General features: G+C 60.7%; 21 protein-coding genes and 2 tRNA genes. 15 read left to right on the top strand and 8 right to left on the bottom strand.

Translation table 11 applies throughout. The features are described from left to right. The first annotated feature begins 46 nt into the window (after positions 1 to 46). Entirely contained in the window at positions 47 to 688 is a 642-nt protein-coding gene (locus ACP0KA_RS27065; protein WP_424632051.1) for a cold-shock protein, read from the top strand. Between the two features lie 250 nt (positions 689 to 938). Continuing rightward, the gene (locus tag ACP0KA_RS27060) at positions 939 to 1,346 is read left to right on the top strand and encodes a DUF192 domain-containing protein (RefSeq protein WP_424632161.1); all 408 of its coding nucleotides are present in this window, start codon (positions 939 to 941) and stop codon (positions 1,344 to 1,346) included. A gap of 133 nt (positions 1,347 to 1,479) precedes the next feature. On the opposite strand, the gene ACP0KA_RS27055 is transcribed toward ACP0KA_RS27060, so the two are convergent. Both ACP0KA_RS27055 and ACP0KA_RS27050 read right to left on the bottom strand, forming a co-directional pair. After that, positions 1,480 to 1,556: transfer RNA gene (locus tag ACP0KA_RS27055), tRNA-Pro, on the bottom strand. Positions 1,557 to 1,674: 118 nt separating this feature from the next. Next, on the bottom strand, positions 1,675 to 2,856 hold the full coding sequence (locus ACP0KA_RS27050) for an OpgC domain-containing protein (RefSeq protein ID WP_424632050.1): 1,182 nt from the start codon (positions 2,854 to 2,856) through the stop codon (positions 1,675 to 1,677). 219 nt (positions 2,857 to 3,075) lie between these two features. Here ACP0KA_RS27050 and ACP0KA_RS27045 point away from each other — a divergent pair, with 219 nt between their 5' ends. The 5 genes from ACP0KA_RS27045 (at position 3,076) to ACP0KA_RS27025 (ending at position 8,962) form a co-directional block, all read left to right on the top strand. Continuing rightward, the gene (locus ACP0KA_RS27045) at positions 3,076 to 3,381 is read left to right on the top strand and encodes an ETC complex I subunit (RefSeq protein ID WP_424632049.1); all 306 of its coding nucleotides are present in this window, start codon (positions 3,076 to 3,078) and stop codon (positions 3,379 to 3,381) included. 234 nt (positions 3,382 to 3,615) lie between these two features. After that, a complete protein-coding gene (locus ACP0KA_RS27040; protein ID WP_424632048.1) occupies positions 3,616 to 5,220 on the top strand; it encodes a carboxyl transferase domain-containing protein in 1,605 nt (534 codons plus the stop codon). Positions 5,221 to 5,233: 13 nt separating this feature from the next. Next, entirely contained in the window at positions 5,234 to 6,013 is a 780-nt protein-coding gene (locus ACP0KA_RS27035; RefSeq protein ID WP_424632047.1) for an enoyl-CoA hydratase/isomerase family protein, read from the top strand. A gap of 7 nt (positions 6,014 to 6,020) precedes the next feature. Then, entirely contained in the window at positions 6,021 to 8,051 is a 2,031-nt protein-coding gene (locus ACP0KA_RS27030) for an acetyl/propionyl/methylcrotonyl-CoA carboxylase subunit alpha (RefSeq protein ID WP_424632046.1), read from the top strand. Positions 8,052 to 8,056: 5 nt separating this feature from the next. Next, positions 8,057 to 8,962, top strand: a complete 906-nt coding sequence (locus ACP0KA_RS27025; protein ID WP_424632045.1) for a hydroxymethylglutaryl-CoA lyase — start codon at positions 8,057 to 8,059, stop codon at positions 8,960 to 8,962. A gap of 12 nt (positions 8,963 to 8,974) precedes the next feature. Here ACP0KA_RS27025 and ACP0KA_RS27020 read toward each other — a convergent pair whose 3' ends face one another. The 3 genes from ACP0KA_RS27020 to dctP are packed head-to-tail and all read right to left on the bottom strand — an operon-like array spanning position 8,975 to position 11,900. Beyond that, a complete protein-coding gene (locus ACP0KA_RS27020; protein ID WP_424632044.1) occupies positions 8,975 to 10,333 on the bottom strand; it encodes a TRAP transporter large permease in 1,359 nt (452 codons plus the stop codon). Beyond that, entirely contained in the window at positions 10,330 to 10,884 is a 555-nt protein-coding gene (locus ACP0KA_RS27015; RefSeq protein ID WP_424632043.1) for a TRAP transporter small permease, read from the bottom strand. Before ACP0KA_RS27015 ends, ACP0KA_RS27020 begins: the two co-directional genes overlap by 4 nt. Further along, entirely contained in the window at positions 10,881 to 11,900 is a 1,020-nt protein-coding gene (gene dctP / locus ACP0KA_RS27010) for a TRAP transporter substrate-binding protein DctP (RefSeq protein ID WP_424632042.1), read from the bottom strand. Before dctP ends, ACP0KA_RS27015 begins: the two co-directional genes overlap by 4 nt. Before the next feature lie 340 nt (positions 11,901 to 12,240). Here dctP and ACP0KA_RS27005 point away from each other — a divergent pair, with 340 nt between their 5' ends. Further along, positions 12,241 to 12,456, top strand: coding sequence for a pentapeptide MXKDX repeat protein (locus ACP0KA_RS27005; RefSeq protein WP_424632041.1), 216 nt, complete (start codon positions 12,241 to 12,243; stop codon positions 12,454 to 12,456). Between the two features lie 101 nt (positions 12,457 to 12,557). On the opposite strand, the gene ACP0KA_RS27000 is transcribed toward ACP0KA_RS27005, so the two are convergent. Then, complete coding sequence (locus tag ACP0KA_RS27000) at positions 12,558 to 12,902, bottom strand: DUF6481 family protein (protein ID WP_424632160.1); 345 nt, start codon at positions 12,900 to 12,902, stop codon at positions 12,558 to 12,560. A gap of 222 nt (positions 12,903 to 13,124) precedes the next feature. On the opposite strand from ACP0KA_RS27000, the gene ACP0KA_RS26995 reads away from it, so the two are divergent. Continuing rightward, positions 13,125 to 13,430 carry a hypothetical protein gene (locus ACP0KA_RS26995; protein ID WP_424632040.1) on the top strand — a complete coding sequence of 102 codons (306 nt, stop codon included), beginning with the start codon at positions 13,125 to 13,127 and terminating at the stop codon, positions 13,428 to 13,430. A 315-nt stretch (positions 13,431 to 13,745) separates the two neighbouring features. Beyond that, positions 13,746 to 13,949 (top strand): cold-shock protein, encoded by a 204-nt coding sequence (locus ACP0KA_RS26990; RefSeq protein WP_424632039.1) that lies wholly within the window; start codon positions 13,746 to 13,748, stop codon positions 13,947 to 13,949. A gap of 63 nt (positions 13,950 to 14,012) precedes the next feature. Here the strand turns inward: ACP0KA_RS26990 and ACP0KA_RS26985 are convergent, their stop codons facing one another. Next, positions 14,013 to 14,300 carry a hypothetical protein gene (locus tag ACP0KA_RS26985; protein WP_424632038.1) on the bottom strand — a complete coding sequence of 96 codons (288 nt, stop codon included), beginning with the start codon at positions 14,298 to 14,300 and terminating at the stop codon, positions 14,013 to 14,015. Between the two features lie 179 nt (positions 14,301 to 14,479). Here ACP0KA_RS26985 and ACP0KA_RS26980 point away from each other — a divergent pair. Then, positions 14,480 to 14,556: transfer RNA gene (locus ACP0KA_RS26980), tRNA-Arg, on the top strand. Positions 14,557 to 14,671: 115 nt separating this feature from the next. On the opposite strand, the gene ACP0KA_RS26975 is transcribed toward ACP0KA_RS26980, so the two are convergent. Then, entirely contained in the window at positions 14,672 to 16,117 is a 1,446-nt protein-coding gene (locus ACP0KA_RS26975; protein ID WP_424632037.1) for an HD domain-containing phosphohydrolase, read from the bottom strand. 156 nt (positions 16,118 to 16,273) lie between these two features. On the opposite strand from ACP0KA_RS26975, the gene ACP0KA_RS26970 reads away from it, so the two are divergent. The 4 genes from ACP0KA_RS26970 to ACP0KA_RS26955 all read left to right on the top strand — a co-directional run bounded on the left by ACP0KA_RS26970 (position 16,274) and on the right by ACP0KA_RS26955 (position 26,713). Further along, a complete protein-coding gene (locus tag ACP0KA_RS26970; RefSeq protein ID WP_424632036.1) occupies positions 16,274 to 17,056 on the top strand; it encodes an alpha/beta fold hydrolase in 783 nt (260 codons plus the stop codon). 512 nt (positions 17,057 to 17,568) lie between these two features. Continuing rightward, positions 17,569 to 22,791, top strand: a complete 5,223-nt coding sequence (locus ACP0KA_RS26965) for an alpha-2-macroglobulin family protein (RefSeq protein ID WP_424632035.1) — start codon at positions 17,569 to 17,571, stop codon at positions 22,789 to 22,791. Next, positions 22,788 to 24,914 carry a penicillin-binding protein 1C gene (pbpC, locus tag ACP0KA_RS26960; RefSeq protein ID WP_424632034.1) on the top strand — a complete coding sequence of 709 codons (2,127 nt, stop codon included), beginning with the start codon at positions 22,788 to 22,790 and terminating at the stop codon, positions 24,912 to 24,914. Before ACP0KA_RS26965 ends, pbpC begins: the two co-directional genes overlap by 4 nt. 50 nt (positions 24,915 to 24,964) lie before the next feature. Beyond that, positions 24,965 to 26,713 carry an ArnT family glycosyltransferase gene (locus tag ACP0KA_RS26955; RefSeq protein ID WP_424632033.1) on the top strand — a complete coding sequence of 583 codons (1,749 nt, stop codon included), beginning with the start codon at positions 24,965 to 24,967 and terminating at the stop codon, positions 26,711 to 26,713.

Raw genomic sequence — 26,713 nt, 5'->3', positions numbered from 1 at the left:
GTCATCACAGAAGTGATTGACCGCAGATTGGTTGGGGTCCGGGGTCATGGGGTCGGACGGATTTGAGTCCAAGAGGATAGCGGGTTCAAGCGGATTCGCTTCAAACGATAGATCCGCACCAATAGAGCGGAATTTAGGCACAGATACTTTTGCCGCGGATGCTGCCGCGGTTAATCTGGTCGAGATCTCAGGCGTCATCAAATGGTTTGACGCCTCGAAGGGCTATGGCTTTATCGTTCCGGACAATGGTTGGCCGGATGTGTTGTTGCACGTCACGGTGCTCCGGCGCGACGGCTACCAGACCGCGTACGAAGGCGCCCGCATCGTGTGCGAGTGCACGCAGCGGCAGAAGGGCTATCAGGCTTTCCGTATCGTCTCGATGGATGAGTCGACCGCGATCCATCCTGCGCAGATGCTGCCGGCGCGAACGCACGTCACCGTCACTCCGACGAGCGGTCTCGAGCGTGCTCAGGTCAAGTGGTTCAATCGGCTTCGTGGCTTTGGCTTCCTGACCTGTGGGGAAGGCTCGCCTGACATCTTCGTGCACATGGAAACCCTGCGCCGCTACGGAATGACCGAGCTGCGTCCGGGCCAGTATGTGCTTGTCCGCTTCGGGCCCGGCTCCAAGGGCATGATGGCTGCCGAGATTCAGCCTGAGAACGGCGCGCCCGGTCTGTCGTCGCACTAAGCCGAATACGGCGCCACTGTTTGGACGCAGCTTGGGCTGCGTCCGGTCGATGACCAAATTCCCGTGATCTGAACGTCCGGTATGGTTCGGTATCTGGCCTTTGCCATGATTGGCGGGCTATAGGATGCCGGATTTCGCGAATCCCGGACGGTTAACCATGGCGCTGCGTTCAGACTTCCTCACATCGATGGCTTCCTCCCGCGTCATTCGCGAGTCTCTTGGCGTGCTCGTTGCGTGTTTTGTTGCTGTGATGGTCTCGACCGGCGCTCGCGCGGCCGAGCTTCAGCCGCTCGAAATCGTGACCAAGTCCGGGGTTCGGGTCTTTACTGTTGAAGTAGCGAAGACCGAGCAGGAGCGGGCGACCGGGCTGATGTACCGCAAGGAATTGCCCGAAGGGCGGGGCATGCTGTTCGATTTCTCTCCTGAGCAGCCGGTGTCGATGTGGATGAAGAACACCTTCATTCCCCTCGATATGATCTTCGTTCGGGGCGACGGCCGCATTCTGCGGATTGCCGAGAACACCACACCGCAATCCGAGAAGATCATTTCCTCAGGCGGCCTGGTCAGAGGCGTGATTGAAGTGGCCGGCGGAACCGCCAAGAAGCTTGGAATCTCCCCCGGCGATCGCGTGGGCCATCCGTTGTTCGGGACGAAATAGGCCAATCGGGTGGTGGCCGGCGCGGTTCGATTCCGCTAGGGAGCGCTATCAAGATTGGGCTCGCCATAGGCCATCGCCCGCTCACCGAACGCAGGAGTGGCTTTCTTTAATCTATTGATTTTGCCTGAGAATTTGGTCGGGGCAGGAGGATTCGAACCTCCGACCTGCAGTACCCAAAACTGCCGCGCTACCAGGCTACGCTATACCCCGAGAGATGACAGTCGATACACGCTTCGCCCCGCCGCAGCAAGGCGAATAAGGCATTCTGGCGCGTGCAATCGGTCCGGCTGATGGTGATATTAACAACGCGTTCCGCCGCCAAGGGCTCCTATGACCCCGCGGCAGGCGACGGTTGTGCAGCAGTCTGTCCTTTCGGCGGCATCGGCTTGGCAGTCGGCTTGTCCTGCCTTTTCGACCAGTTCCCGTAATAGGCGACGCCGGTCAGGATCGCGATGCCGCCGAGGCTCACGCCCAGTTGGGCCCAGAACGAACCCCAGCTCAACAGCAGGATGAAGTGGGCCACAAACGACAGAAAGATGCCCACGCAGAAGACCTGGAGAGATTGCTGGCCGCATTTGATCAGCGGATCAAAGATCTTCCACTCCAGTCCCTTCCAGTCTTTGTGTACGAAGCGCGTGACAAAGAACGCGATGATGACGAAGTGGAGCACGCGATAGGGCGCAAGGAACGTCTTGTCGTTGGGGTTGAAGGCGTCATAGAGCCATCTCGGGAACATCGCGCCGAACGTTTCGAAGCGGCCCGCCATCGTCATGACAAGGGCAAACAACAGATACAAAGTCCCCGCGATCAGTAGCCATTTCGACTTGATGACCGACTGCGATTCCCGCGCGCCACCGAGTGCGAACCATGCCCCGAAGACGAACAGCAACTGCCATGTGTAGGGGTTGAAGTACCAGCTTCCGGTCGGATACGCGGAGAAATTCCATCCAAACTGACGCGCGGCAAAGTAGAGGGCGAGCGATCCGAGCATGGTCAGATCGGGTTTGCGCAGCATCATCCAGAGCACCGGTGGGAAGAAGCCCATCAGGATGATGTACAGCGGAAGCACGTCCAGATTGACGGGCTTGAAGCGCAGGATCAGACCTTGAGTCAGCGTTTGAATGGGATTGTCGACCAGACCGGCGACATTGAATTCATTGATGATGTCGGGATCGTTATAACGAAGGGCGACCCAGCCGATCGCCGCGATGTAGATCACAAAGAGAAGCACGTGGGCGACGTAGAGCTGCCAGACACGCTTCCAGAGCCGCGTCGAGCCGACCACAAATCCACGGTCGAGCATCAAACGCGCATAGACGAATGACGCCGTATAGCCCGAGATAAAGACGAAAAGGTCCGCAGCGTCGCTGAATCCATAGTTTCGCGGAGTGGCCCAATTGATCACATTGTACGGGATGTGGTCGAGGAAGATCCACCAGTTGGCGATACCGCGAAAGAAATCGAGCCGGAGGTCGCGGCCTTTTTCGGGAAGGGTTGCTTGAATTTCCATGGATGGAAGCCCGCCTCGCAAATTCGATCGACCCGGCCGCAATCTCCAACCCAGCCCGGCCGGCCGCGATTGTCACAGCGTTTCGAACAGATTATACCAGATTCTGAAGCTGGTAAGTCCGGTTCGACGGCGCGCGCAGGATATTGATCGCGACTTGAATCGGACGAACTTTATCTATTTACCTACATCGGACCTCTCGGCTCAGGGACTTTTCATTCCATGACAGCGCGAATCTTCAAGCCGGCCAAAAATGCCATGCAGTCCGGTGCAGCGAAGACCAAGGACTGGCAGCTCGACTATGAGCCTGAGCAGCCCCGTGTCATCGAGCCTCTGATGGGGTGGACCAGTTCGGGCGATATGAAGCAGCAGGTGACGCTGCGCTTCCACACCAAGGAAGAAGCGGTCGCCTATTGCGAGAGGGAAGGCATCGCGTATCAGGTGCTGGAGGCCAAGGACATGGGGCTCCGTATCAAGGCCTATGCGGACAACTTCGCATTCCGCCGGCCTGAGCCCTGGACGCACTGATTCTACCCACTGATTGGACCCACTTGATTGCTGACGGGGGACGTGGACAGTTCTTCCGGCGGTTGTTTGTTGCCGGACGCCTTGTCCCGCGCGCGGCTGCTGCTGTTTGCGCCAAAGTTCAATAAAAAGTTGATGTTGCGCTCGGTGGCCCTGCAATGACACCTTGCGGCTTGGCCGTTCCGAAACCTGGTTGCGGCGAATAACAACCTCATAAAAGGCAAGCGGCGGGAGGCCATGGCTCTTCGTTCCGGCATCGATCCGAAGTCATCCGATTTTACCCGAAACGCCGATGCCATGCGGGCATTGGTGGCGGACCTGCGCACCAAGCTGTCCCAAGTGGCAGGCGGCGGCGGCGAGGCGGCGAGGGCCAAGCATACCGCCCGCGGCAAGATGCTGGCCCGCGAGCGCGTCGACTTGTTGATCGATCCGGGGACGGCGTTTCTCGAGCTGTCGCCGCTCGCGGCCTACGGTCTCTATGGCGGCGACGTGCATTCGGCGAGCATCGTCACCGGCATCGGCCGGGTGTCGGGCCGCGAATGCGTCATTGTCGCCAACGACGCCACGATCACCGGCGGCACGTATTATCCGATGACCGTGAAGAAGCATCTGCGCGCGCAGGACGTGGCGCGCCAGAACAATCTGCCGTGCATTTACATGGTGGACTCCGGCGGCGCCTTCCTGCCGCAGCAGGATGAGATCTTCCCGGACGAAAAGCACTTCGGCCGCATCTTCTACAACCAGGCGCAGATGTCGGCCCAGGGGATCCCGCAGATTGCCATCGTCATGGGCTCGTGCACGGCCGGTGGCGCCTATGTGCCGGCCATGTCCGATGAGAGCATCATCGTGCGCAATCAGGGCACGATCTTTCTGGGTGGTCCGCCGCTGGTGAAGGCCGCGACCGGTGAGGTTGTAAGCGCGGAAGAACTCGGCGGCGCCGATGTGCATAGCCGTCAGTCCGGCGTGACCGATCACTATGCTCAGAACGACAGCCACGCGATCGGCATCGCGCGACGCATCGTCGGCAACCTCAATCCCGCTCAGTCATCGGCAACGGGACTGCGGAAGCCGCGTGAGCCGCTGTTCGAGCGCGAGGAAATTTACGGCGTCGTGCCCTCCGACGCGCGCAAGCCGTTCGACGTTCGCGAGATCATCGCGCGCATTGTTGACGGGTCCGAATTCGAGGAATTCAAGAAGCTCTACGGTCAGACGCTGGTCTGCGGCTTTGCGCATATCTGGGGATACCCGGTCGGGATCATTGCCAACAACGGCATTCTGTTCAGTGAAAGCTCGCTGAAGGGTGCGCACTTCATCGAACTCTGCAGCCAGCGGAACATTCCACTGCTGTTCCTGCAGAACATCACCGGCTTCATGGTCGGCAAGAAATATGAAGCCGGCGGCATCGCCCGCGACGGCGCCAAACTCGTGACGGCGGTTGCGACCGCATCGGTGCCGAAGTTCACTGTCGTCATCGGCGGCTCCTATGGCGCTGGCAATTACGGCATGTGCGGCCGTGCCTACAGCCCGCGCTTTTTGTGGATGTGGCCGAACGCGCGTATCTCGGTGATGGGCGGCGAGCAGGCCTCCATGGTGCTCAGCCAGTTGCGGCGCGACAATATCGAGGCCAAAGGCGGCTCCTGGTCGGTACAGGAAGAAGAACAATTCCGTGCACCGATCCGCGAACAGTATGAAACTCAGGGGCATCCGTATTACGCCACGGCACGGCTGTGGGACGATGGCGTGATCGATCCCGCCGACACCCGCCTTGTGCTGGGTCTTGGACTGTCCGCAGCGGCCAATGCGCCGTCCGAGCCGACGAAGTTCGGCGTGTTCAGAATGTAAGCAGGCTGCAACGATGAGCGATCTTGTCCGCATCGAACGTGATCAAGGCGTGGCGCGCGTCACCCTCAACCGGCCGGAACTCAACAACGCGCTCAACGAAGAGCTGATCGAAGCGCTGCGCCTTGCCCTCGAGACCCTTGCAACGGAGACATCGATCGCGACCGTTGTGCTGTCGGGTGAAGGCAAGAGCCTGTGCGCCGGCGCTGACATCAATTGGATGCGAAAAGCCGCGTCCTACAGCCGCGAAGAGAATATCGCCGACGCGATGCCGTTGGTGCGCATGCTCGCCGCGCTGGACCGGATGCCGCAGACGACCATCGGTCGGGTTCAAGGACCGATCTATGGCGGCGGCGTCGGGGTCGTTGCTGCCTGCGATATCGCGATCGGGTCGTCAGAAGCAACGTTCTGCTTGTCCGAGGTCAGACTGGGAATCGTTCCGGGCATGATCAGTCCCTACGTGCTGCGCGCCATCGGTGAACGCACGGCAAGACGTTATTTCCAGACCGCCGAGGTCTTCGATGCTCAAGAGGCCAAGCGGATCGGCTTGCTGCATGAGGTCGTCGCTCCCGACGTGTTGGACGAGCGGATCACCAAGCTGCTGAAGCAGTTGAAATCCGCGGCGCCGGGTGCGCGGGCCATTGCCAAGAAGTTGGCGGGTGACATTGCCGGTCGGGCGATTGACGAAGCACTGATGTCTGAAACCGCCGCGCTGATCGCCGACGTTCGCGCTCGTCCGGAAGCGCGGGAAGGACTCTCGGCGTTCCTCGAAAAACGTAAAGCATCCTGGAATTAAGACGATCATGGAGTCGCGTTTGAACAAGAATTCCGGTGCTAGGGTAGTCGTGCCGTCGTACCGACGGTTTGGGACGCTGCTGATTGCCAATCGCGGCGAGATCGCGTGCCGCGTCATCAAGACGGCGCGCGCCATGGGGCTGCGTACGGTTGCGGTGTATTCCGAAGCGGACGCCGACGCTGTGCATGTCGCGATGGCTGATGACGCTGTGTTGTTAGGTCCCGCGCGTGCCCGCGACAGCTATCTGAACATCGATCGCATCCTCGAGGCTGCGGAGAAGACCGGCGCTGAAGCCGTCCACCCCGGCTACGGCTTTTTGTCGGAGAACGCCGAGTTTGCGCGCCGCTGCGCCCAGGCAGGATTGGTGTTCGTTGGCCCCACCGCCGAGATGATGGAGGCAATGGGCTCGAAGTCCGGCTCGAAGGCGTTGATGGAAAAGGCCGGCGTGCCATTGGTGCCGGGCTATCACGGCGAGGCGCAGGACGAGGCGATCCTGGCAACGGCGGCTGGGAAGATCGGTTTTCCGGTGCTGGTCAAGGCCTCGGCCGGTGGCGGCGGGCGCGGCATGCGCGTTGTTCGCGACGCGACCGAGCTTGCAGGCGCCATCGTGAGCGCCAAGCGTGAGGCGCTTGCAGCCTTCGGCGACGACCGCATGCTGATCGAAAAGTACGTCGACAATCCGCGTCACATCGAGGTGCAGATCATCGGTGACAGCCACGGCAATATCCTGTCGCTGTTCGAGCGTGAATGCACATTGCAACGCCGGCATCAGAAGGTGATCGAGGAGGCGCCGTCGCCGACACTCGATGCAGCACAACGCGACGCCGTATGCGCAGCTGCGCGCAAGGCGGCTGCCGCCGTGAACTATGTCGGGGCGGGCACGATCGAATTCGTCTCCAATGGGCGCGATGTGTTTTTCATCGAGATGAACACGCGTCTTCAGGTCGAGCATCCAGTGACTGAGCTGATCACTGGGATCGATCTCGTCGAATGGCAATTGCGTGTGGCGTTCGGTGAGAAGCTGCCGCTGGCGCAGGATCAAATCGGGCTGAATGGCCATGCGATCGAGGCGCGCGTTTACGCCGAGAACCCCAACAAGAACTTCATGCCCTCGGTCGGCCGCATCCGGACATGGCGGACCCCTGATGAGGTTGATGGCCTGCGCATCGATGCCGGTTACGACGAAGGTAAGACCGTCTCGCCGAACTACGATGCCATGCTGGCCAAAGTGATCGCATGGGCGCCGACGCGGGACCTTGCAATCTCGCGCCTTGCGCGTGGATTGAATGAAACCGATGTTCGTGGCGTGACCACCAACATCCCGTTTCTGTCCGCGCTGGTGACACATTCGGACGTTCGTTCGAACGCCATCGACACGGGTTTCATCGAACGCCATCTGGCGGAATTGACGCCGGAGCAGACTGAGCTCTCAGACCTCGAACTCGGCGCAGCGGTCGCGACGATCCTGCATAGTGAAGCAACTGCGGACGAGGATGCCGACTCGCCGTGGCGGACAGGCGGATGGACGGCTGTTGGCACGCGTCGCCGGCGTTTCGTGTTTCGCCACGCTCGGGAGCGCGAGGTCACGTTGCGCTATGGCAACGGGCCCTCGACACTGTCCATCGACGGACGCGACATTGCGTTTGGCTGGTCCGTCTCCGGACGGGGCGGCGTCGACCTTTCTCTTGATGACATCAAGCACCACGTCACCGGACTGCTTGACCAACGTGAGGTCTATGTTCGAACGCGGAATGGCCGCTTCGAGGTCCACTGGGTCGATCCGTTCGGCATGGAGGATGACGAGCAGGCGGGAGCCGATCGGGTCGTTGCGCCATTGCCAGGCACGGTTGTCGCCCTGCTGGTCCAGGAAGGTGCTCAGGTTGAAAAGGGTGCTGCCATTCTGACCCTTGAGGTCATGAAGATGGAACAGACGCTGCGGGCGCCATTCGCCGGCACGGTCAAGCAACTGAAATGCAAGGTTGGCGATATCGTTCAGGAAGGCGTCGAACTCGCCGAGATCGAGCCTTCAGAGGTCTAGTGGTTATGAGCGATCAGGTTCGTATTGTCGAAGTCGGTCCGCGCGACGGGCTTCAGAATGAAAAGACGCCGATTTCGGTCGAGGCGCGCATCGCATTTGTCGAAAATCTGGTCGGGGCCGGCCTGACAACCGTTGAAGTCGGCAGCTTTGTGTCTCCCAAGGCCATCCCGCAGATGGTGAATTCTGATCAGGTCTTGCGGGCGGTGGATCATCATCCCGGTCACGAATTCCATGTGCTCGTGCCCAATGAGAAAGGTTACGAGGCGGCAAAGGCCGCAGGCGCCAAGGTCATCGCGGTCTTCGCTTCGGCGTCGGAAGGATTTTCCCGGGCGAACATCAATTGCTCGGTGGCTGAATCCATCGAGCGGTTCACGCCCGTTGTCCAGCGCGCGAAAGCTGACGGCATCAAGGTGCGGGGCTACGTCTCCTGCGTGCTGGGCTGTCCCTACGACGGCGACGTGAAACCGACCGCTGTGGCGTCGGTGTCGCGAAAGCTTTGGGATCTCGGCTGCTACGAGGTTTCCCTTGGCGATACCATCGGGGTCGGAACGCCGCTCAAGGCCCGCCAGTTGCTGCGCGTCGTGTCCGGAGAGGTCCCGATCGCCCATCTCGGGATGCATTTCCACGACACCTACGGACAGGCCCTGGCCAATCTATACGCCGGGCTGGAGGAAGGGGCGCGGGTGATCGATTCCGCCGCCGGCGGTCTTGGCGGCTGTCCTTACGCGCCCGGCGCCACGGGTAATGTGGCGACCGAAGATGTCGTCTACATGCTGGAGGGCATGGGCATTGCGACCGGCGTCGACATGCAGAAGCTCGTGGCCGCGACCAACGAGATCAGCCGGCTGATCGGCAAGCCGCCGGTCAGTCGCGTCGCGTCCGCCATCAACGCGAGCCGTCGTTCGTCCTGATCCGGGCGGCAGCTACGGACTGCCGTCAGGTCCCATGATCATGTTCGGCAGCCCTGTCGAGATTTCCGGGAAGAAACACAGCAGCAGCACGGCGAAGGCCATCAGAAGGACGAACGGCACTGTGCCCCAGATCACCTCGCTGAGAGGGATGTCGGGAGCGACGTTGCGAATGACGAAGATGTTCAGTCCGACCGGCGGATGGATCAATCCCATCTCCATCACGATGGTCAGCACAACGCCGAACCAGATGATGTCGAAGCCCGCGGCGCGAAGCGGCGGGAGAATGATCGGCGCCGTCATCAGGATGATGGACACCGGCGGCAGAAAGAAGCCCAGCACGATGGTCATGCCGAGGATTGCCGCCAGCAATTCCCATTTTGGCAGATGCATCGCCACGATGGCGCTCGCGGCCGATTGCGAGATGGTGAGATAACTCATCACGTAAGAATAAAGCAGCGACATGCCGATGATCAGCATCAGCATGGTCGATTCCCTGATCGTGGACGTGAGGATCGGTGACAGGTCGCTTGGCTTCCACACGCCGTAGATCAGCGCAATCAAGAGCAGCGCCAGCAAGCCGCCAAGGCCGGCGGTCTCCGAAGGCGTCGCGTAGCCGCCGTACAAGGCGATCATGACACCGGTCAACAGAAGGACGAAGGGCAACACGCGCGGCAGGACGTTGAAGCGCTCCGCCATTGTAAAATCGTCGTGGACGAGAATAGGAGACGTGGTGCCGGTCTTTTCGTAAACTTCCTTGGCGGTGGCGTATTCCTTGCGGAACCGCAGCACTGCGTAGGTGCCGAACAAGCTCACCAGCAGAAGACCCGGCCCGATACCCGCCAGAAACAGCCGCCCGAGCGACTTCTCGGCGGCAACGGCGAAAAGGATCATGGTGATCGATGGCGGCAACAGGATGCCGAGCGTGCCGCCAGCGGCAATGATGCCGGCAGCAAATCCGCCCGAATAGCCGCGCTTACGCATTTCCGGAATACCGGCTGACCCAATTGCCGAACACGTCGCGGGAGAGGAGCCGGCCATCGCCGCGAACAGCGCACAGGCAAAGACATTTGCCACACCTAATCCGCCGGGAACCTTGTGCAGCCACGCGTGCAGCGCTGAATAAAGATCCTGTCCGGCCCGGGATTTTCCGATCGCAGCGCCTTTGAGAATAAACAGCGGGATCGACAACAGGGTGATGGATGCCATCTCCTCATAGACGTTCTGCGTCACCGTATCGAGGGAGGCGGACGGCATGTAAATCGCCATGAAGACGACGGCGACAGCGCCGAGTGCAAATGCAATCGGCATGCCGGAAAACATCACGAGGAGGGTGGCGAGACCGTAACTGATCCCGATTCCAAATACGGTCATGATCGGTTGGCCCTGCCAAACGAGAGAACAATTTGCAGAGCGATCTGCACGCAGAGCAGCGTCATGCCGGCGGCCATGAGCGCATAGGGAATTGCCAGCGGCGGGCTCCAGATCGAATTCGAAACCTGACCATCGACATACGCTTCATGGGTCAGGGTCCACGATTTCCATGCGAAGAAAGCGCAGAAGCCGAGGCTCACAATATCCACCAGCGTCAACCGGATCCGGTTGATGCGAGGCGATAGCAGATGCACGAAGGCTTCAATGCCGATGTGACCGCGTTGGCTTTGCACGAACGCCGAGGTCATGAACGTTGCCCCGACCAGCAGGAACACCGCAGCTTCATCCTGCCAATAGGTCGCGGCATGAAACAGGGTCCGTGACACGACGCTGTAGCTGAGGATCAGGCACGCGAGAACGAGCGCCACAGACCCCAGCACGAGGATGATGCGATTGCAGACGGCAAGGGCATGGGCGAAGCCCGCCACGAGCGGATTGCTCGAGGCGGGCTCGACCGGCGTATGCCGATCATCGACCAGACCGTGCGTCATGTGGCTGCGTCGGACGCAAGCTTCATCAGACTGGCGCAGTTGGCCGTTCTCTTCGAGTAGTCCTTCCAGGCCGTATCGCGAGCGATATCGCGCCATTTGCCGACCGTTGCGGCATCCAGTGCGCTGACCTTTGCGCCCGCTTTCTCATAGACCTTGGAGACCTCGACGTCGTCGTCCTGCGCGCCTTTCTTGCCAAAGGCTTCCATCTCGGCGCCGACGGCGAGGATGATGTCCTGGTGATTTTTCGGGAGCTTGTCGAAGATCGCTTTCGACATCATCAGCGGCTCGAGCATGAACCAGTAGGATTGGCCTGCGCCCGAGGTGAGGTGCTTGGCGACTTCCTCGAGCCGGAACGAGATCAGGCTGGTCGATGACGTGATGCCGGCATCGCATGCGCCGGTCTGCATGGCCGCGTAGATTTCGTTGGACGGTACGGATAGCACCGCAGCGCCCGCCGTCTGAAGGACCATGTCCATCTCGCGCGAACCGCCACGCACCTTCAGACCCTTGGCGTCTTCAGGCGCAACAAGCGGCCGCGTGCGGCTCGCGACCCCGCCTGCCTGCCAGACCCACGAGATCATCACGATGCCTTTGTCCGCGAGGAAATCGGTGAGAGCCTTGCCGACCGGTTTTGTTTTCCAGCTCAAGCCCACGTCGTAGGTCGGAACCAGTCCAGGCATCAGGCCGATGTTCGTTTCGGGCAGTTCCCCGCCGGCATAGGGAAGGGGATAGAGGCTCATGTCGAGCGCGCCCTTACGCATGGCAGAAAACTGAGCGTTCGTCTTGATCAGGGACGAGCCAGGATAAATCTCGGCAACGATGTCGCCGCCACTGCGCTTGTTCACTTCAGCCGCGAACTTTCGCGTAAGCCGGTCGCGGAAATCACCCTTATCGATCGTGCCGCCCGGGAATTGATGTGAGATCTTCAGCGTGGTTTCTGCCGCCTGCGCAGTACTAAAACGCAGAATGGCGGGCGCAGCGAGCGCTGATGCAAGAACATGACGACGCGTGAGCATGGAATGTCTCCCTTTGAACAAGCTTCTTGGTTTTTGAAACCACGTTGGCCGCGTTTCCGGCGCCCGGTTGTAACAGGAACATGACGCGGCTGCATGACCCGCGATTTTAGTCCTTGGTATAGGTCGTGATGCGATGTTTGCCTATTGCCTTAAGATGTTAGCCTGACACCTTTTTTGCTGCATTGCGAGATCGTTGCGGTGGTCGTCGAAAGAGAACTCCGGACAAAGCCACGCATTCCCCGGTTGTCCGAAAACTTTCGTGTCCGCGTAACGGAGCAGGATATCTGGCGAAGATATTGGGGCGACATTCGTCGTACCAACCTTTTAAGGATGAAACCACATGGCACGCACCACCCGTATCGCGCTCGGCCTTTCCGCAGCGGTTGTCTCCCTCGGCCTTGCCTTCGCTCCGGCCGCATTTGCGCAGGACAAGATGTCCAAGGACGGCATGAAGAAGGAAGACGGCATGACAAAGGATGGCATGAAGAAGGATGCCATGAAAAAAGACGGAATGAAGCACGACGGCATGATGAAAAAGGACGAGATGAAAAAGTAATCATCTCGTTTCACGTTTGAAGCAGATCGTTCGAAAGAACGGTCTGCTTCACGGTTTTCAAATGTGTGCTTCCCGTCCGGGAATTGCCGGACTTGCGAGGCCTATTTCCTTTTAGCCTTCCGGGCGGCATATCGCGCGTCGCGTGCGGCCTTTTGTTGGGCCTTTAGCTCGGCCTCTGTAGCCTCCGCCTCAGCCTGAACTCGGGCAGCTTCGGCAGCAGCTTGCGCTGCCTGCTCCATTTCACGAGCTTTTTCTTCGGCCTTGGCCGCCTCGCGGGCTTTTCGGACTTCCTCACGTTTGGCCGCCTGCTCCTGGCGTTCGGCTGCGCGTTTCAAAACCGCGGGATCGTCCAGACCCGGTTTGGCTTTGAACTTCTCGAGAATGTCCTTTCTTGCGTTCCGAGCGGCCGCTTGCCGGTCGAAGAAGCTTGGTTCTTTGAATCCCATAGAGGTGAGGTCTTCCTGTAGATCATCATGGTTGGAGGCGTAATGGCAGATTTCGGCGAAGGCGCTCATCCAACAGAAATGCGAAGGGTGGATCGCCGTGTCAGCCCTGGTCTGGCGACACGTTCTTAGCGCGTTCGATCTTCATTTCCAATTTGTAATCGGTGAATTTTGAACGGCGTTCCGCACCTATGCGGCCGATATTCGCATAGGTGGAGATTTGCAATGAAACGTTTTCTGATGATGAGTGCAGTCCTGTTGAGCACCCTTGCCAGCGCAAGCGCCGACCAAATGCATTTTTACTGGCGTGACGCGATCAGGCCGCATGGTCACAAGCGCAGTAATGCTGTCTTTAACGCGAACGTAAGTGCTTGCAACGGCAGGGCCGGGGTTCAATCCGATTCCGTTTCTCTTGCCTACAAGGAATGTATGCACAGCTTCGGGTATCGCTTTAGATACGCCCGCATCCTGGAACCGGATGAGCTTGGCCAGGGCATCGCCGGGCCCGGCCAAACCTTATCCACCCGATGACGCACGCTCCCTCAGGCTTTCAAGCCATCGGTAATCCTTGCGGGCTGCGACGTTTTGAAAGAGGCGATGCGACCTTTTGTTCTAACGCAACTCGCGCGCCTCGCGCGTACGATTGTCGACGGAATGCTACTCCCCATCCGTCGTGATCCCATCAGCCGGTCACGACGGATTTTTTCGGACCGGGGAGGCGGAGCGGTGGCCCACCGAGGCTCGCAGCAGCCCATTTCAGGGCGTCGCAATTCGGACTGAATCAATCACCAGCCTGCGACTCGGCCAAAATGCGGCCATTTGACCAAATGTTGGGGAGGCATTCAGGTGGCAATAGGAACTGTGAAGTGGTTCAACGCAACGAAGGGGTACGGCTTTATCGCTCCGGAAACAGGCGGCAAGGACGTTTTCGTTCACATCTCGGCAGTGGAAAAGGCCGGTCTGTCTGATCTTCGCGAGGGGGCCAAGATCAGCTACGAGATCGTCCAAAGCCGGGGCCGAGAGTCTGCGGAGAACTTGCGGGTCGAGTAACGTTCGCCTCGGATTGACCACAATTGATCTTAAACAGCCGCCGGCCGTCGCCCGGCGGTTTTTTTAATGCGCGAACTCCGCCGTCAACTGGAGCCAGAGCACCGCGAACGCGCCCAGATTGAGAACGCCCAGTATCGCGGCGAACCATCCCGTTCTTGCGGTTATGGAGAGGGCCGGGAACGTCAGGAAGACAAAGACCGCGGTCAGCGGCACCTCTGCGATCCACTGGAAGCCCGTACCGTCACCGGGCGGCAGCTTCGAAATCCAGTAGAACGTATAGATCCAGAACAGCGTGCCGGCGATGCCGGACGTCAGAGCGATCGTGCGTAGGACAGGCGGATGAGTGCTCATGCGCTGTGGTCGCTAGTCTCAAGCGGATGGTTCAAGGGACTGGCAGTCGCGTTACGGAAAAAGCAGTCGAAAAAAGCGACTGTACAAGTCTCGGCGCTTTCAAAAATTGCGGTTCATTATCGGTTTTTGAACGGTAGTGAACGATATAAAACGATGTTATGTGATTTCGAACGGTTATCGGTCCCATAGCTCAACTGGATAGAGTAGCGGATTTCTACTCCGCGGGTTGCAGGTTCGAGTCCTGCTGGGATCGCCAATTTTTTCAAATACTTAAAAGCGTTTCGTATAAACGCACCAACCGGCGCCAAATTATCTGCCACATCGCCCTCCGAGCCCGTGCGACGAGAAGGAATTCGCGGTTGCCACTTAACCTAAAGTAATCCCAGCGTGGAGGCCTTGAGCGTTGCGGCCGCGCGGGTGGAGCAGCCGAGTTTTCGAAACACGCTTTCGATATGGGTTGCGACCGTGCTGGGGCTTAGTCCAAGTGCGCGCGCGGCCTCTTTGTTGCTCGCACCAAGGCTGATGTGGCGCAGCACGTCGGTCTCACGCGGAGACAGTAACGCCTCCACAGCCTTCCTCTGCGGCATCTCCGAGTTCGACGCTGGCGCAATCATCTGCTCGACGATCTCTCGGTCCAGACGGGCGCGATCCGCCTCCTGTCGGAGGAGGGCGACTGCTTCCGCGACGGTCAACGCCTCGCGCCAGGGCCTGCGCGATCGAAGCGCCTCCCACACAATCGCCGTCGCCAGCACCTGGCCTTCACGCGGGGTCGCGGCGCCCGCCGCGCTCCGGAAGTAACCCGATCCGTCAAGGCGCTCATAGGCGTAGGACGCGATCTCGGCTTCCTTCGCCAAGGCAGCGATCTGACTTCCTGCCCGCGAGGTCCAGTACGGAACAAGGCGAAGCTTCTCCCATGCGGACGCTGGCAATGGTGTCGTCGCCGCCCAAATCGTGTTCGGGACGGCTGCGCGTCCGATACCGTGAATCAGGCCCGCCCGATACACAATCTCCTGGCTCGCTTTGTCCATGCCGAGTTGCATGCAGCATCGGGCTGCGGATCGTGCGACCCGGCGAGAAAACCCGGCCATCCACGGCATTTTCAGGTCCGCGACGTCCGCAATGATCTCGGGCGCAGCCGGTTGCTCCATGCCGAGGGTCAGCAGAGCTGTCTCGATCCCGGTCTCATTCTCATCACTGAGATCTCTGAGCCAATCTGCCGATCCTTCGAGAAGCAACTCCACCAGATCCAGAGGGTATTGAGCACCTTCCTTGCTTCGGATGAGCGCCAGTGCACGTTCCAAGCCATAGTTGCGGCTGAGGATCTCGAGGTCGCCGGCAAGACCGACAACGAAGACCGTTTGCGGAATTTCATTGCCCGCAAGCCGATCCGGCATTCCGCTCCCGTCATGGGCCTCGAAGATATGGCGTAGTCCGCATTCCGTCTCGACGCCCAGGCCCAGGATGCGACCCACTTCGCTCGACACCTCGCAGTGGATGCGGGCAAGCGGCGACACCGCTCGCTCCGTTCCGCCACCAGCATCTACCGCTTGCTTCCATCTCGGCTGCATTGTCAGCATCGCGTGGCGGCCGCCCACGTCGTCTCCGAGGAGATCGGCAAAACCTGGCGCGTTGGCGGTGCAGCCGGACCATCTGACCAGCGCAATCTCCCTCGCACTGGCGGTAACGGGCGGCGAAAAATCGGCGGCGGCAGCAAGCCGGGAGGCGAGCCATGCGGTTCGCAGCGAGTGATCCGTCGGCTGCCCCATGCTGAGGTCACCGATAAAGGCAAGCGCCTTAACAGCATCGAATACGCGCAAGGCGGGCACTTCTTCCCATTTTTGTCGCCGCGAAAAGGGGGCAGTGCTCAGCACTATAGCGCAACGCTACGCCGCGAGGGGTCGGTCATTCAACCGATACCGGGTTGATCAGCAACGCGAGAAAGTCCCGCCACCATTAACAACGGGTAGGACATCATGAAGAACCTCACTCAATTGACGTTTGCGGCCGCTATTCTGTTGGGCTCTGTCTTTTCCGGCATCACAGGGGCTTCCGCAGCATCATCGGACAATCTGAAAGGCAAGACCGTCGTTCTCGTCCACGGCGCCTTCGCCGATGGATCGAGCTGGAACAAGGTTATCCCGCTGCTGGAAGCCAAGGGGCTCAAGGTGGTCGCGGTCCAAAACCCGCTCAGCTCGCTGAACGACGACGTCGCGGCGACACGCAATGCGATCGATCAGCAGACCGGTCCCGTTGTCCTCGTGGGTCACTCCTGGGCAGGCGTCGTCATCACACAGGCGGGCGCGAACGACAAGGTGAAGGCTCTTGTCTACGTCGCCGCCTTCGCGCCCGACCGTGGACAGTCCATTCAGGACATGCTCCAAGGGCTGCCCGCTCCCTCATGGGCGTCCGCGCTGACGAAAGATGCAGGCGGCTACCTCCGGCTGTCGACCGACGCCACGATTCACCAGTTCGCCCAGGATGTGCCCGAGTCCGAGGCTCGCCTGATTGCCGCGACGCAGGGTGTGTGGGCCGAGCAATGCTCGAGCCAGAAGGTCACCGAGGCGGCATGGCACAACAAGCCCACCTGGGACATCGTCACGACGAGCGACCGCATGATTCCGCCTGATTTGCAGGACCGGATGGCGAAGGCGATGGGCGCGCGTACGACCCGTGTCTCCGCAAGCCATGTCGTGATGCTGAGCCACCCGCAAGAGGTTGCCGACACTATCCTCGCTGCAGCAGAAGCGGCCCACTGAGCGTAAGGGACCCGCTTTCACTTTTCAGGACGAAGCGGGCCAACTCCATTCGAGTGATCATGCGATCCGCGCCACCACCAGCGGATCGCGTGATGGCACGTGTCCCATTGCTCGCATCGCACCTGGGAGTCGGATACTACTCCCGAGATTGCAGGTCCGAGTCCTGCTGGGATCGTCATTTTTTTCAAATAGATAGCTGTCTTCTCCTTCGAACAGTTACAGCGCAAAGAAGCCCGGTTTTCGGATCGCACTGTTGCGCCGCATCGCGACGATAAAAATTTCCACTCCGACTTTTATTTCTTTGAACCATTCCGGTGGGCGCCAGACCAACCAGAAGGGTTGCCGTGCCTGAGATAAGCGGCGGCAAATCAGGTTTTGGAGGACGCCGGACCGCCTCATCCGGACGTCGTCCAAAATCGGTAGGATCGTTACCGTTACAGCCATGAGTCCGTCACGATTCGCGCATTGTCTTATTTTAGGGCGGCGTCAGTTCGCCGGCAGGGAGTTTTCACATGACTGGTCTGTTTCGCGCCTTCACGGTTTGCGCCGCGTTGGCGCTCGGTCTTGTCTCGGCGCAGGCCGCCGACAAAGCTTTCAAGCGCGATGACCTGGCGGACGCCGCCATCCGGCTTGAAGCACAGATCAAAACCGAGGCCGGGCTGATCAACAAGAGCGCTGCGGCGCTCAAATCCGACACGGACGCAGCCACCAGGCGCAACGATCTGCGCGCTGCGCTGCAACTCGCGGGACAAACCGTTGCCATTGCGCCGGAGGACGGCAGCAATTGGCTCCGGCTTGCCCGGACGATCGTTCAGCTCCGCCCGCCGGAGACGCGGGAACGCACCTTCCTTTATGAGCGTGCGTCCACCGCGGCCTACATCGCCTATCAGCGTGCGGCCAATGCCAATGATGAGGCCGCTGCTCTGGCGGTGTTGGGCGATGTCCTGGCGCAACGCAAGCTGTGGCGGCCGGCACTTGATGCCCTGCGTCTGTCACTCGATCAGAAAGAAGCTGCCGACGTCCGCGGCCAGTACGAGAAATTGCGTGACGATCACGGTTTCCGTTTGATGGATTATTCCGTGGATTCGGATTCCGCCTCTCCGCGCGCCTGTTTCCAGTTCTCCGAAGATCTCGCCAAACGCGCGGACTTCGGGCCGTTCGTGTCTCTCGCGGGCACCGACAAGCCGGCGCTGACGTCGGAAGACCAGCAGCTCTGCATCGAGGGTCTCAAGCACGGCGAGCGCTACACCATCAATCTACGCGCCGGCCTGCCATCCACCGTGCGGGAATCCCTCCCGAAGTCCGCCGAGTTCAACATCTATGTGCGCGACCGCAAGCCGTTCGTTCGCTTCACCAGCCGCGCCTATGTGCTGCCGCGCACGGGCCAACGCGGTATCCCATTGGTGAGCGTCAATACGCCGGCGGTGTCAGTGAACATTTTCCGGATCGGCGACCGCAACTTGATCAATTCCGTCCTCAGCAGCGATTTCCAGCGCTCGCTGTCGAGCTATGAACTGTCCGATCTCGGCAATGAAAAAGGCGTCAAGGTGTGGACCGGCGAAATCGCAACGGCCACGACGTTGAATGCCGATGTCGTCACCGCTTTCCCTGTCGATCAGGCGGTCGGCGAAATGCAGCCGGGTGTGTACGTGATGACCGCCGTCGCAAAGGGGCCGAGCGCATCGAACGATGACGACTCCAGCTCTTCGCTGGCGACGCAGTGGTTCATCGTGTCCGATCTCGGCCTGACGGCGTATTCGGGCAATGACGGCATCCACGTCTTCATCAACTCGCTCGCCACCACGGACCCCACAGTGGGTGCCGAGGTGCGGCTGGTTGCCCGCAACAACGAGATTCTGGCGACGAAGAAGACCGATGCCGCCGGCCATGTGCTGTTCGAAGCTGGTCTGGCGCGGGGCGAGGGCGGTCTTTCACCGGCTCTGTTGTCGGTCAGCGCCGACAAGGGCGACTACGCCTTCCTCAGTCTCAAGTCGAACGCGTTCGATCTGTCGGACCGCGGTGTGTCGGGACGCACCGTGCCTGCCGGCCTCGATGCCTTTGTCTATGCCGAGCGCGGCGTCTATCGCTCCGGCGAGACGGTTTACCTCACAGCGCTGTTGCGTGACGGCACGGGCAATGCCGCCACCGGGACCCCGCTGACCTTGGTGGTCGAGCGTCCTGACGGGGTGGAATTCCGCCGTTCCGTTGTTCCCGACCAGGGCGCGGGTGGACACAGTCTGACGCTGCCGCTGAACTCGGCGGTCCCGACCGGAACGTGGCGGGTGCGGGCGTTCACCGATCCCAAGGCGCCATCGGTCGGCGAAACCACCTTCATGGTGGAGGACTATGTTGCGGACCGCATCGAATTCACCCTGTCGTCCAAGTCTGAACAGATAAGTCCTGAGGTTCCTGCAGAACTTGAGGTGGATGGCCACTTCCTCTATGGCGCTCCCGCATCGGGGCTCTCTCTTGAAGGCGAGATGCTGCTGGCTCCGGCGTCCAGCCGCCCCGGCTTTGCCGGCTATCAGTTCGGTGTTGCCGACGAACAAACCTCCAGCAACGAACGCACGCCGCTTGAAGATCTCCCGGAGGCGGACGCCAACGGCAAGGCGACCTTCAAGGCCAAGTTGGCGAAGGAGCCATCTTCGACCCGCCCGCAAGAGGCGCAGATCTTCATCCGCATGGTGGAGACTGGCGGACGTGCGGTCGAACGGAAGATTACGCTGCCCGTGGCGCCGAAGGACGCCATGATCGGCGTGAAGCCGTTGTTCGACGGTGAGAGTATCGCGGAAGGGGTCCCGGCCAACTTCGACGTGGTCTTGGTTTCGCCCGAAGGCAAGTCATTGCCGCGCAGCGGTCTGCGCTACGAGCTGCTGAAAATCGAGTCCCGCTATCAGTGGTATCGCCAGGGATCGTCTTGGGACTATGAGCCGGTCAAAACCACGAAGCGGGTGGCTGACGGCGATGTGAGCGGGGCCGCAGACAAACCCGCCCGCATTCAGGTCTCGCCTGAGCCAGGGCGCTATCGCCTCGACGTCAAATCCACCGAGGCCAACGGCCTCGTGACATCGGTTTCGTTCAATGCGGGTTGGTATGTCGGCGGCAGCGCCGATACGCCGGACATGTTGGAGATGTCGATCGACAAGCCGGAATATCTGTCCGGTGACACCATAGTGGTGTCGGTCAACGCGCGTATCGCGGGTAAGCTGACGATCAACGTCCTCGGCGATCGTTTGCTCACCACGCAAAATGTCGACGTCAAGGAAGGGACCAGCAAGGTCAACATTCCAATCGGCAAGGATTGGGGGACAGGCGCTTATGTCGTCGCCACGCTCCGCCGGCCGCTCGATGTCGCAGCCCACCGCATGCCGGGCCGGGCCATCGGGGTGGAATGGTTCGGGATCGACCGGTCTGAGCGCACGCTCAAGGTCAGCCTCACGCCACCGGCTCTCGTTCGTCCGAATACGACGTTAAAGCTCCCTGTAAAGATTGAAGGGTTGAGCCCCGGCGAAGATGCAAAGATCGTCGTCGCTGCGGTTGATGTCGGCATCCTGAATCTGACGAACTACAAGCCGCCTGCGCCGGATGACTACTATCTCGGCCAGCGCGAGATGACGGCCGAAATCCGCGATCTTTATGGCCAACTCATTGACGGCATGCAGGGGACGCGTGGCCAGATCCGGACTGGTGGCGATTCCGCCGGTGCCGAATTGCAGGGCAGTCCTCCGACGCAGAAGCCGCTCGCACTCTATTCCGGCATCGTGACGGTTGGGGCCGACGGCAAGGCAGAGATAACGTTCGACATCCCTGAATTCGCCGGGACGGCGCGGCTGATGGCGGTAGCCTGGACGGCGACCAAGGTCGGTCGGGCCAACACTGATGTCACGGTACGTGACCCGGTGGTGCTGACGGCGACGTTGCCGCGTTTCCTCCTCAACGGCGACCACGGCACCATGAATTTCGATCTTGATAACGTCGAAGGTGCAGCCGGCGATTACGTCATCAGCGTCAAGACGTCAGGCCCGGTCAAGCTAACCGGCACCCCGGCAACGACAGTGCGGCTTGCAGCGAAGCAACGCAGCTCCATCGCGCTTGCTCTCGATGCCGGCGGAGCCGGGCAGGCGCAGCTCGACGTTGACATCAAAGGACCCGAGGGGCTCACGCTCGCACGTCACTACGCGCTCGATGTGAAGCCTGCGACCCAGATCCTTGCGCGCCGTTCGGTGCGGAGTCTCGCGAAAGGCGAAAGCCTGACTCTGACGTCCGACATGTTCAATGACCTGGTGCAGGGGACCGGCGGCGTGCAGCTTTCAGTGGGTCTGTCGTCAGCACTCGACGCTGCGACGATCCTGAAGGCACTTGATCGTTATCCGTTCGGATGTTCCGAACAGATCACCAGCCGTGCGATGCCGCTGCTGTATGTCAACGATCTTGCGGTCGAAGCGCATCTTGCCATGGACACTGCAATCGATCAGCGCATCAAGGATGGCATCGACCGGTTGCTGGCGCGGCAAGGCTCCAATGGATCGTTCGGACTGTGGTCCGCCGGCGGCGACGACGCCTGGCTCGACGCCTACGTGACCGACTTCCTGACGCGGGCACGCGAGAAGGGATTTGTGGTGCCTGATGTGCTGTTCAAGACAGCGCTCGACCGTATCCGCAACTCGGTGGTCAATGCCGACGAGCCGGAGAAGGATGGCGGCCGCAATCTCGCCTACGGCCTCTATGTGCTGGCGAAGAACGGAACGGCACCGATCGGCGATCTGCGGTATCTTGCAGACACCAAGCTGAAGGACATCGCGACGCCCATTGCGAAGGCACAGCTTGCGGCCGCGTTGGCGCTGGTCGGCGACCGGGCGCGGGCAGAGCGTGTGTACGCCGCGGCCGTCGAGAGCCTCAATCCGAAACCCGTTCTGCAGTTCGGACGGACCGATTATGGTTCTTCGCTGCGCGATGCGGCAGCGCTGGTGTCGCTCGCAGGCGAGGGTAATGCGCCCCGCTCGACGCTGAATCTCGCAGTCCAGCGGGTTGAGGCCGCGCGCGGCCTGACGTCCTTCACATCGACGCAGGAGAATGCGTGGCTCGTTCTGGCGTCACGTGCTCTGGCCAAGGAAGCGAACGCGTTGTCGCTTTCGATCGACGGCCAAGAGGTGAAGACGGCGCTCTATCGCAACTACCGCAGCACAGACCTCGCTGGAAAGACGATCAAGCTGACCAACAACGGCGATGCGACCGTGCAGGCAGTGGTTTCGGTGACAGGAGCGCCGATCACACCGGAGCCTGCCGCCTCGAATGGATTCAAGCTCGAGCGCAACTACTTCACGCTCGACGGCAAGCCTGCCGATCCGTCCAAGGCCAAGCAGAACGACCGCTTTGCCGTGGTGCTCAAGGTCACCGAAGCCAAGCCTGAATATGGTCAGATCATGGTGGTCGATTATCTGCCGGCGGGCTTCGAGATCGACAATCCCAAACTGGTGTCATCCGGCGATAGTGGTACGCTGAACTGGATCGAGGACGGCGCGGAGCCGACCAACACCGAGTTCCGCGATGATCGCTTCAACGCGGCGTTCGAGCGGCGCAGCAATGACAAGGCGGTGTTTACCGTCGCTTACATTGTTCGCGCGGTTTCGCCTGGGAAGTATGTGCTGCCGCAGGCCTATGTCGAGGATATGTACAATCCCTCGCGCTACGGTCGCACGGGCACCGGCACCATCGAGGTTCGCTCAGCAAAATGACCGCACCTGTCACCGAGGCATCTGAACCCACGAGCCATCGTAGCCGGCGATGGCTCAAAGGAGCGGTCGTTGCGATAGCCACGTTTTGTCTGGTTGCGATCACCGGTATCGGTGCGTGGATCGTGTCGTTGCCTCCGTTGCCGTTTGCCGAGGCACATCATGTCTCCACGGCGGTTGTTGATCGCAATGGAAAATTGCTTCGCGCTTTTGCCATGGCGGATGGACGGTGGCGTCTGCCGGCTCACGCGAAGACGGACGTCGATCCAGGATATCTCAAGCTTCTATTGGCCTATGAGGATAAACGCTTCTGGTCGCACCTCGGCGTCGATCCTCTCGCGTTGACACGCGCGGCATTTCAACTGGCAACACGGGGGCATATCGTCTCCGGCGGGTCGACCATCACCATGCAACTGGCACGGCTGATGGAGCCGCGGCAGGAGCGGTCGGTCGGCGCGAAACTGCGACAGGCCGTGCGTGCGCTCGAGATCGAGCGGCAACTGAGCAAAGACGAAATTTTGGATCTCTACCTCACGCTGGCACCGTTCGGCGGTAATCTCGAAGGGGTCCGTGCGGCATCGTTCGCGTATTTCGGAAAAGAACCGAAACGATTGTCGTTGGCCGAAGCGGCGTTGCTGGTTGCCTTGCCGCAGTCTCCCGAGAGGCGGCGTCTCGATCGTCACCCCGAAGCCGCGCGTGCTGCGCGTGACCGTGTCATCGCGAGAATGGTGTCGGAAGGAGAGGTCTCGGCGGAAGACGCTGCCCGTGCAAAGCTTGAGCCGGTGCCGCGGTTGCGCAAGACGATGCCGTTTCTGGCGCCACACGCGACCGATCAGTCGCTTGCAATTTCAAAGGACGCAGCGCTCATCAAGCTGACGCTGGACTCGAACATCCAGAAGTCGCTCGAGGCATTGGCGCGTGATCGTGCCGCCGCGTTGGGGCCGGACGTGTCAGTGGGCATCCTGGTGGCCGACAACGCGACGGGTGACATCCTCGCCCATGTTGGCTCGCCGGATTATTTCGACGTCCGGCGGGCGGGGCAGGTGGATATGACCCGTGCGATACGCTCGCCTGGATCGACCTTGAAGCCGTTCATTTATGGTCTCGCCTTCGAGGACGGCTTCGTGCATCCCGAAAGCCTGATCGAAGATCGGCCGACCCGCTACGGCAGCTACGCGCCGGAGAATTTCGACATGACGTTCCAAGGCACGGTGACGGTGCGCCATGCCTTGCAGATGTCTCTCAATGTTCCAGCCATTGCGCTGCTGGATCGGGTCGGGGCAAGCCGGCTGACCGCTCGCATCAGTCAGGCCGGCGGGAAGCTGATCCTGCCGAAGGACGAGACGCCGGGACTTGCCATGGGATTGGGCGGGGTCGGCGTCACGCTGAATGATCTGGTCCGCCTTTATGCGGGTCTGGCGCGGCTCGGCAGCAGTGTTCCCCTGCGTGAGATCATCCAGTCAGAGAATACGGAAGAAGCAGAAACAAGGCGCCTCATGGATCAGTCGGCGGCCTGGCTGGTCGGCAATGTTTTGATGGGAACTCCACCACCGGCAAATGGCCCCCGCAACCGCATCGCTTTCAAGACCGGTACCAGCTACGGCTATCGCGATGCCTGGTCGGTCGGCTTCGACGGCCGCATGACCATCGGCGTATGGGTTGGCCGGCCTGACGGTGCGCCGGTTCCAGGCCTGCTGGGGCGCACGGCGGCTGCCCCGATCCTGTTCGACGCCTTTGCCCGAACCGGCAAGCTTCCCGTGCCCCTTGCAAAGGCGCCTAAGGGCACGCTCATGGCGAGCACTGCGAAATTACCCTTGCCCTTGCGACGGTTTCGCCCGGCAGGCGATCTCATCCGCACCGGAAGTGAACAGACGCTTCGCATTCAGTTTCCACTGAACGGGGCCCAGGTTGATGCCTACGGCGGAGGCGAGGCGAAAGGCTTGGCGCTACCCGTGAAGGTGGCAGGTGGAGTGCTGCCGATGACCATGATGGTTAACGGTATTGCGGTCGGGAGTATCGACAGCCGGCGACAAAAACTGGTTGATCCGCCGGGACCGGGCTTTGCGAGGCTCACCGTCATGGATGCGACTGGCGCCGCGGACACAGTTGTCGTGAGAATTCAATAGAGCCTGTGTAAGCTGTTGTCGCGCTAACGGTTTCAGCGTATGCGGAACCAATGGCTGAAGCACTCCCAAGACCCAGATTTGGCGCACCGCGCGAACCCGCGAAACCGAAGAATCCCGGGAACGGCCTTGTGCGGGTCATTGATTTTGCCGTCGGCAGCCATGGTCGCGCCATTGCATTTTTGGTGCTGTGCGGCCTGCTGTTTTTCCTGCCCGGTTTTTTCAACATCCCGCCAGTCGACCGTGACGAGGCGCGCTTTGCGCAAGCGACCAAGCAGATGGTCGAGAACGGTGACTTCGTCGACATCCGCTTCCAGGACGAGGTCCGTTACAAGAAGCCCGTCGGCATCTACTGGCTGCAGGCAGCAGCCGTCGAGACCGCCTCGAAGCTCGGCTTGCCGCGCGCCCAGGTTCGTATCTGGCTCTATCGTGTTCCGTCGCTCATTGGCGCCATCGGCGCGGTTCTGCTGACATATTGGACAGCGCTCGCCTTCGTGACGCGGCGTGGCGCGTTGCTGGCAGGCCTCATGATGTGCAGCTCGATCCTGCTGGGTGTCGAAGCACGTCTTGCCAAAACCGACGCCATGCTTTTGCTCACGACGACGGCTGTCATGGGCGCACTGGCTCACATCTATCTGGCGTGGCAACGCGGAGATGACTCGCCGCGTCCATCATGGACGCTGCCGGCGATATTCTGGACCGCGATGGCAGGCGGAATCCTGCTCAAAGGGCCGCTCATCCTCATGTTTGTCGTGCTGACGATCGGCACGCTCGCCGTGCTTGATCGATCGGCCGCCTGGCTTTGGCGTCTGCGTCCTCTTTGGGGACTGATGTGGATGCTGGTGCTGGTATTGCCCTGGTTCGTGGCAATCTTCATGAAGGCCGGTGACACCTTCTTCGCAGACTCGCTCGGCAGCGACATGCTGAGCAAGGTCGCCAGCCCTCAGGAATCCCATGGCGCGCCGCCCGGCCTCTATTTCCTGCTTTTCTGGGTGACATTCTGGCCGGGCTCGGCGCTGGCGGGGATGGCTGCGCCGGCAATCTGGCGCGCCCGCCGGGAGCCGGGTGCGCAATTCCTGCTTGCGTGGCTCGTGCCATCGTGGATCGTCTTCGAAATCGTCATCACCAAGCTGCCGCACTATGTGCTGCCGCTTTATCCCGCCATTGCGATCCTGATCGCCGGCGCGATCGAGCGACGCGTGCTGTCGCGCACGCCGTGGATCGCGCGCGGCACGGCGTGGTGGTTCGTATTCCCGCTGATCATGGCATCCGCCTCGATCATCGGTGCGATGGTTCTCTTGCGGCAACCCGAATTTCTCGCTTGGCCGTTTGCCGCGGGCGCGTTGATCTTCGGGCTGTTCGCGTGGTGGCTGTACGACGACTATCGCGCAGAGCATTCCGTTTTGAATGCCGTTGGTTCATCGTTGTTTCTGGCAGCCTGTGTCTACGGCATCGTTCTGCCGTCGCTGACGCCGATGTTTCCGAGTGTGCAGATCGCGCGCGCGCTTCGTAACGTTCAATGCGTCGGCCCAGCCGCTGCGGCGGCGGGATTCCAGGAGCCAAGCCTCGTCTTTATGGTGGGGACTCCAACTGTTTTGACCAACGGCTCGGGCGCGGCGGACTTCCTGTTGCAAGGCAGTTGCCGTTTTGCCCTTGTGGAGTGGCGTGAGGAGCGGGCCTTCGCGCAACGCGCTGAGGCGATTGGACTGCGCTACAACGTTGCCACGCGCATTGACGGCTACAACATCTCTCAGGGTCGCGCGATTTCTGTGGCGGTGTTCCGTTCCGAGGGTACGGAATAA

Origin of the sequence: Bradyrhizobium sp. SYSU BS000235 (genome assembly GCF_049747295.1) — a bacterium.
Lineage (GTDB): Bacteria > Pseudomonadota > Alphaproteobacteria > Rhizobiales > Xanthobacteraceae > Afipia.
Note: the sequence above shows the minus strand (reverse complement) of the source record. Positions and strands in the feature narration are given on the sequence as shown.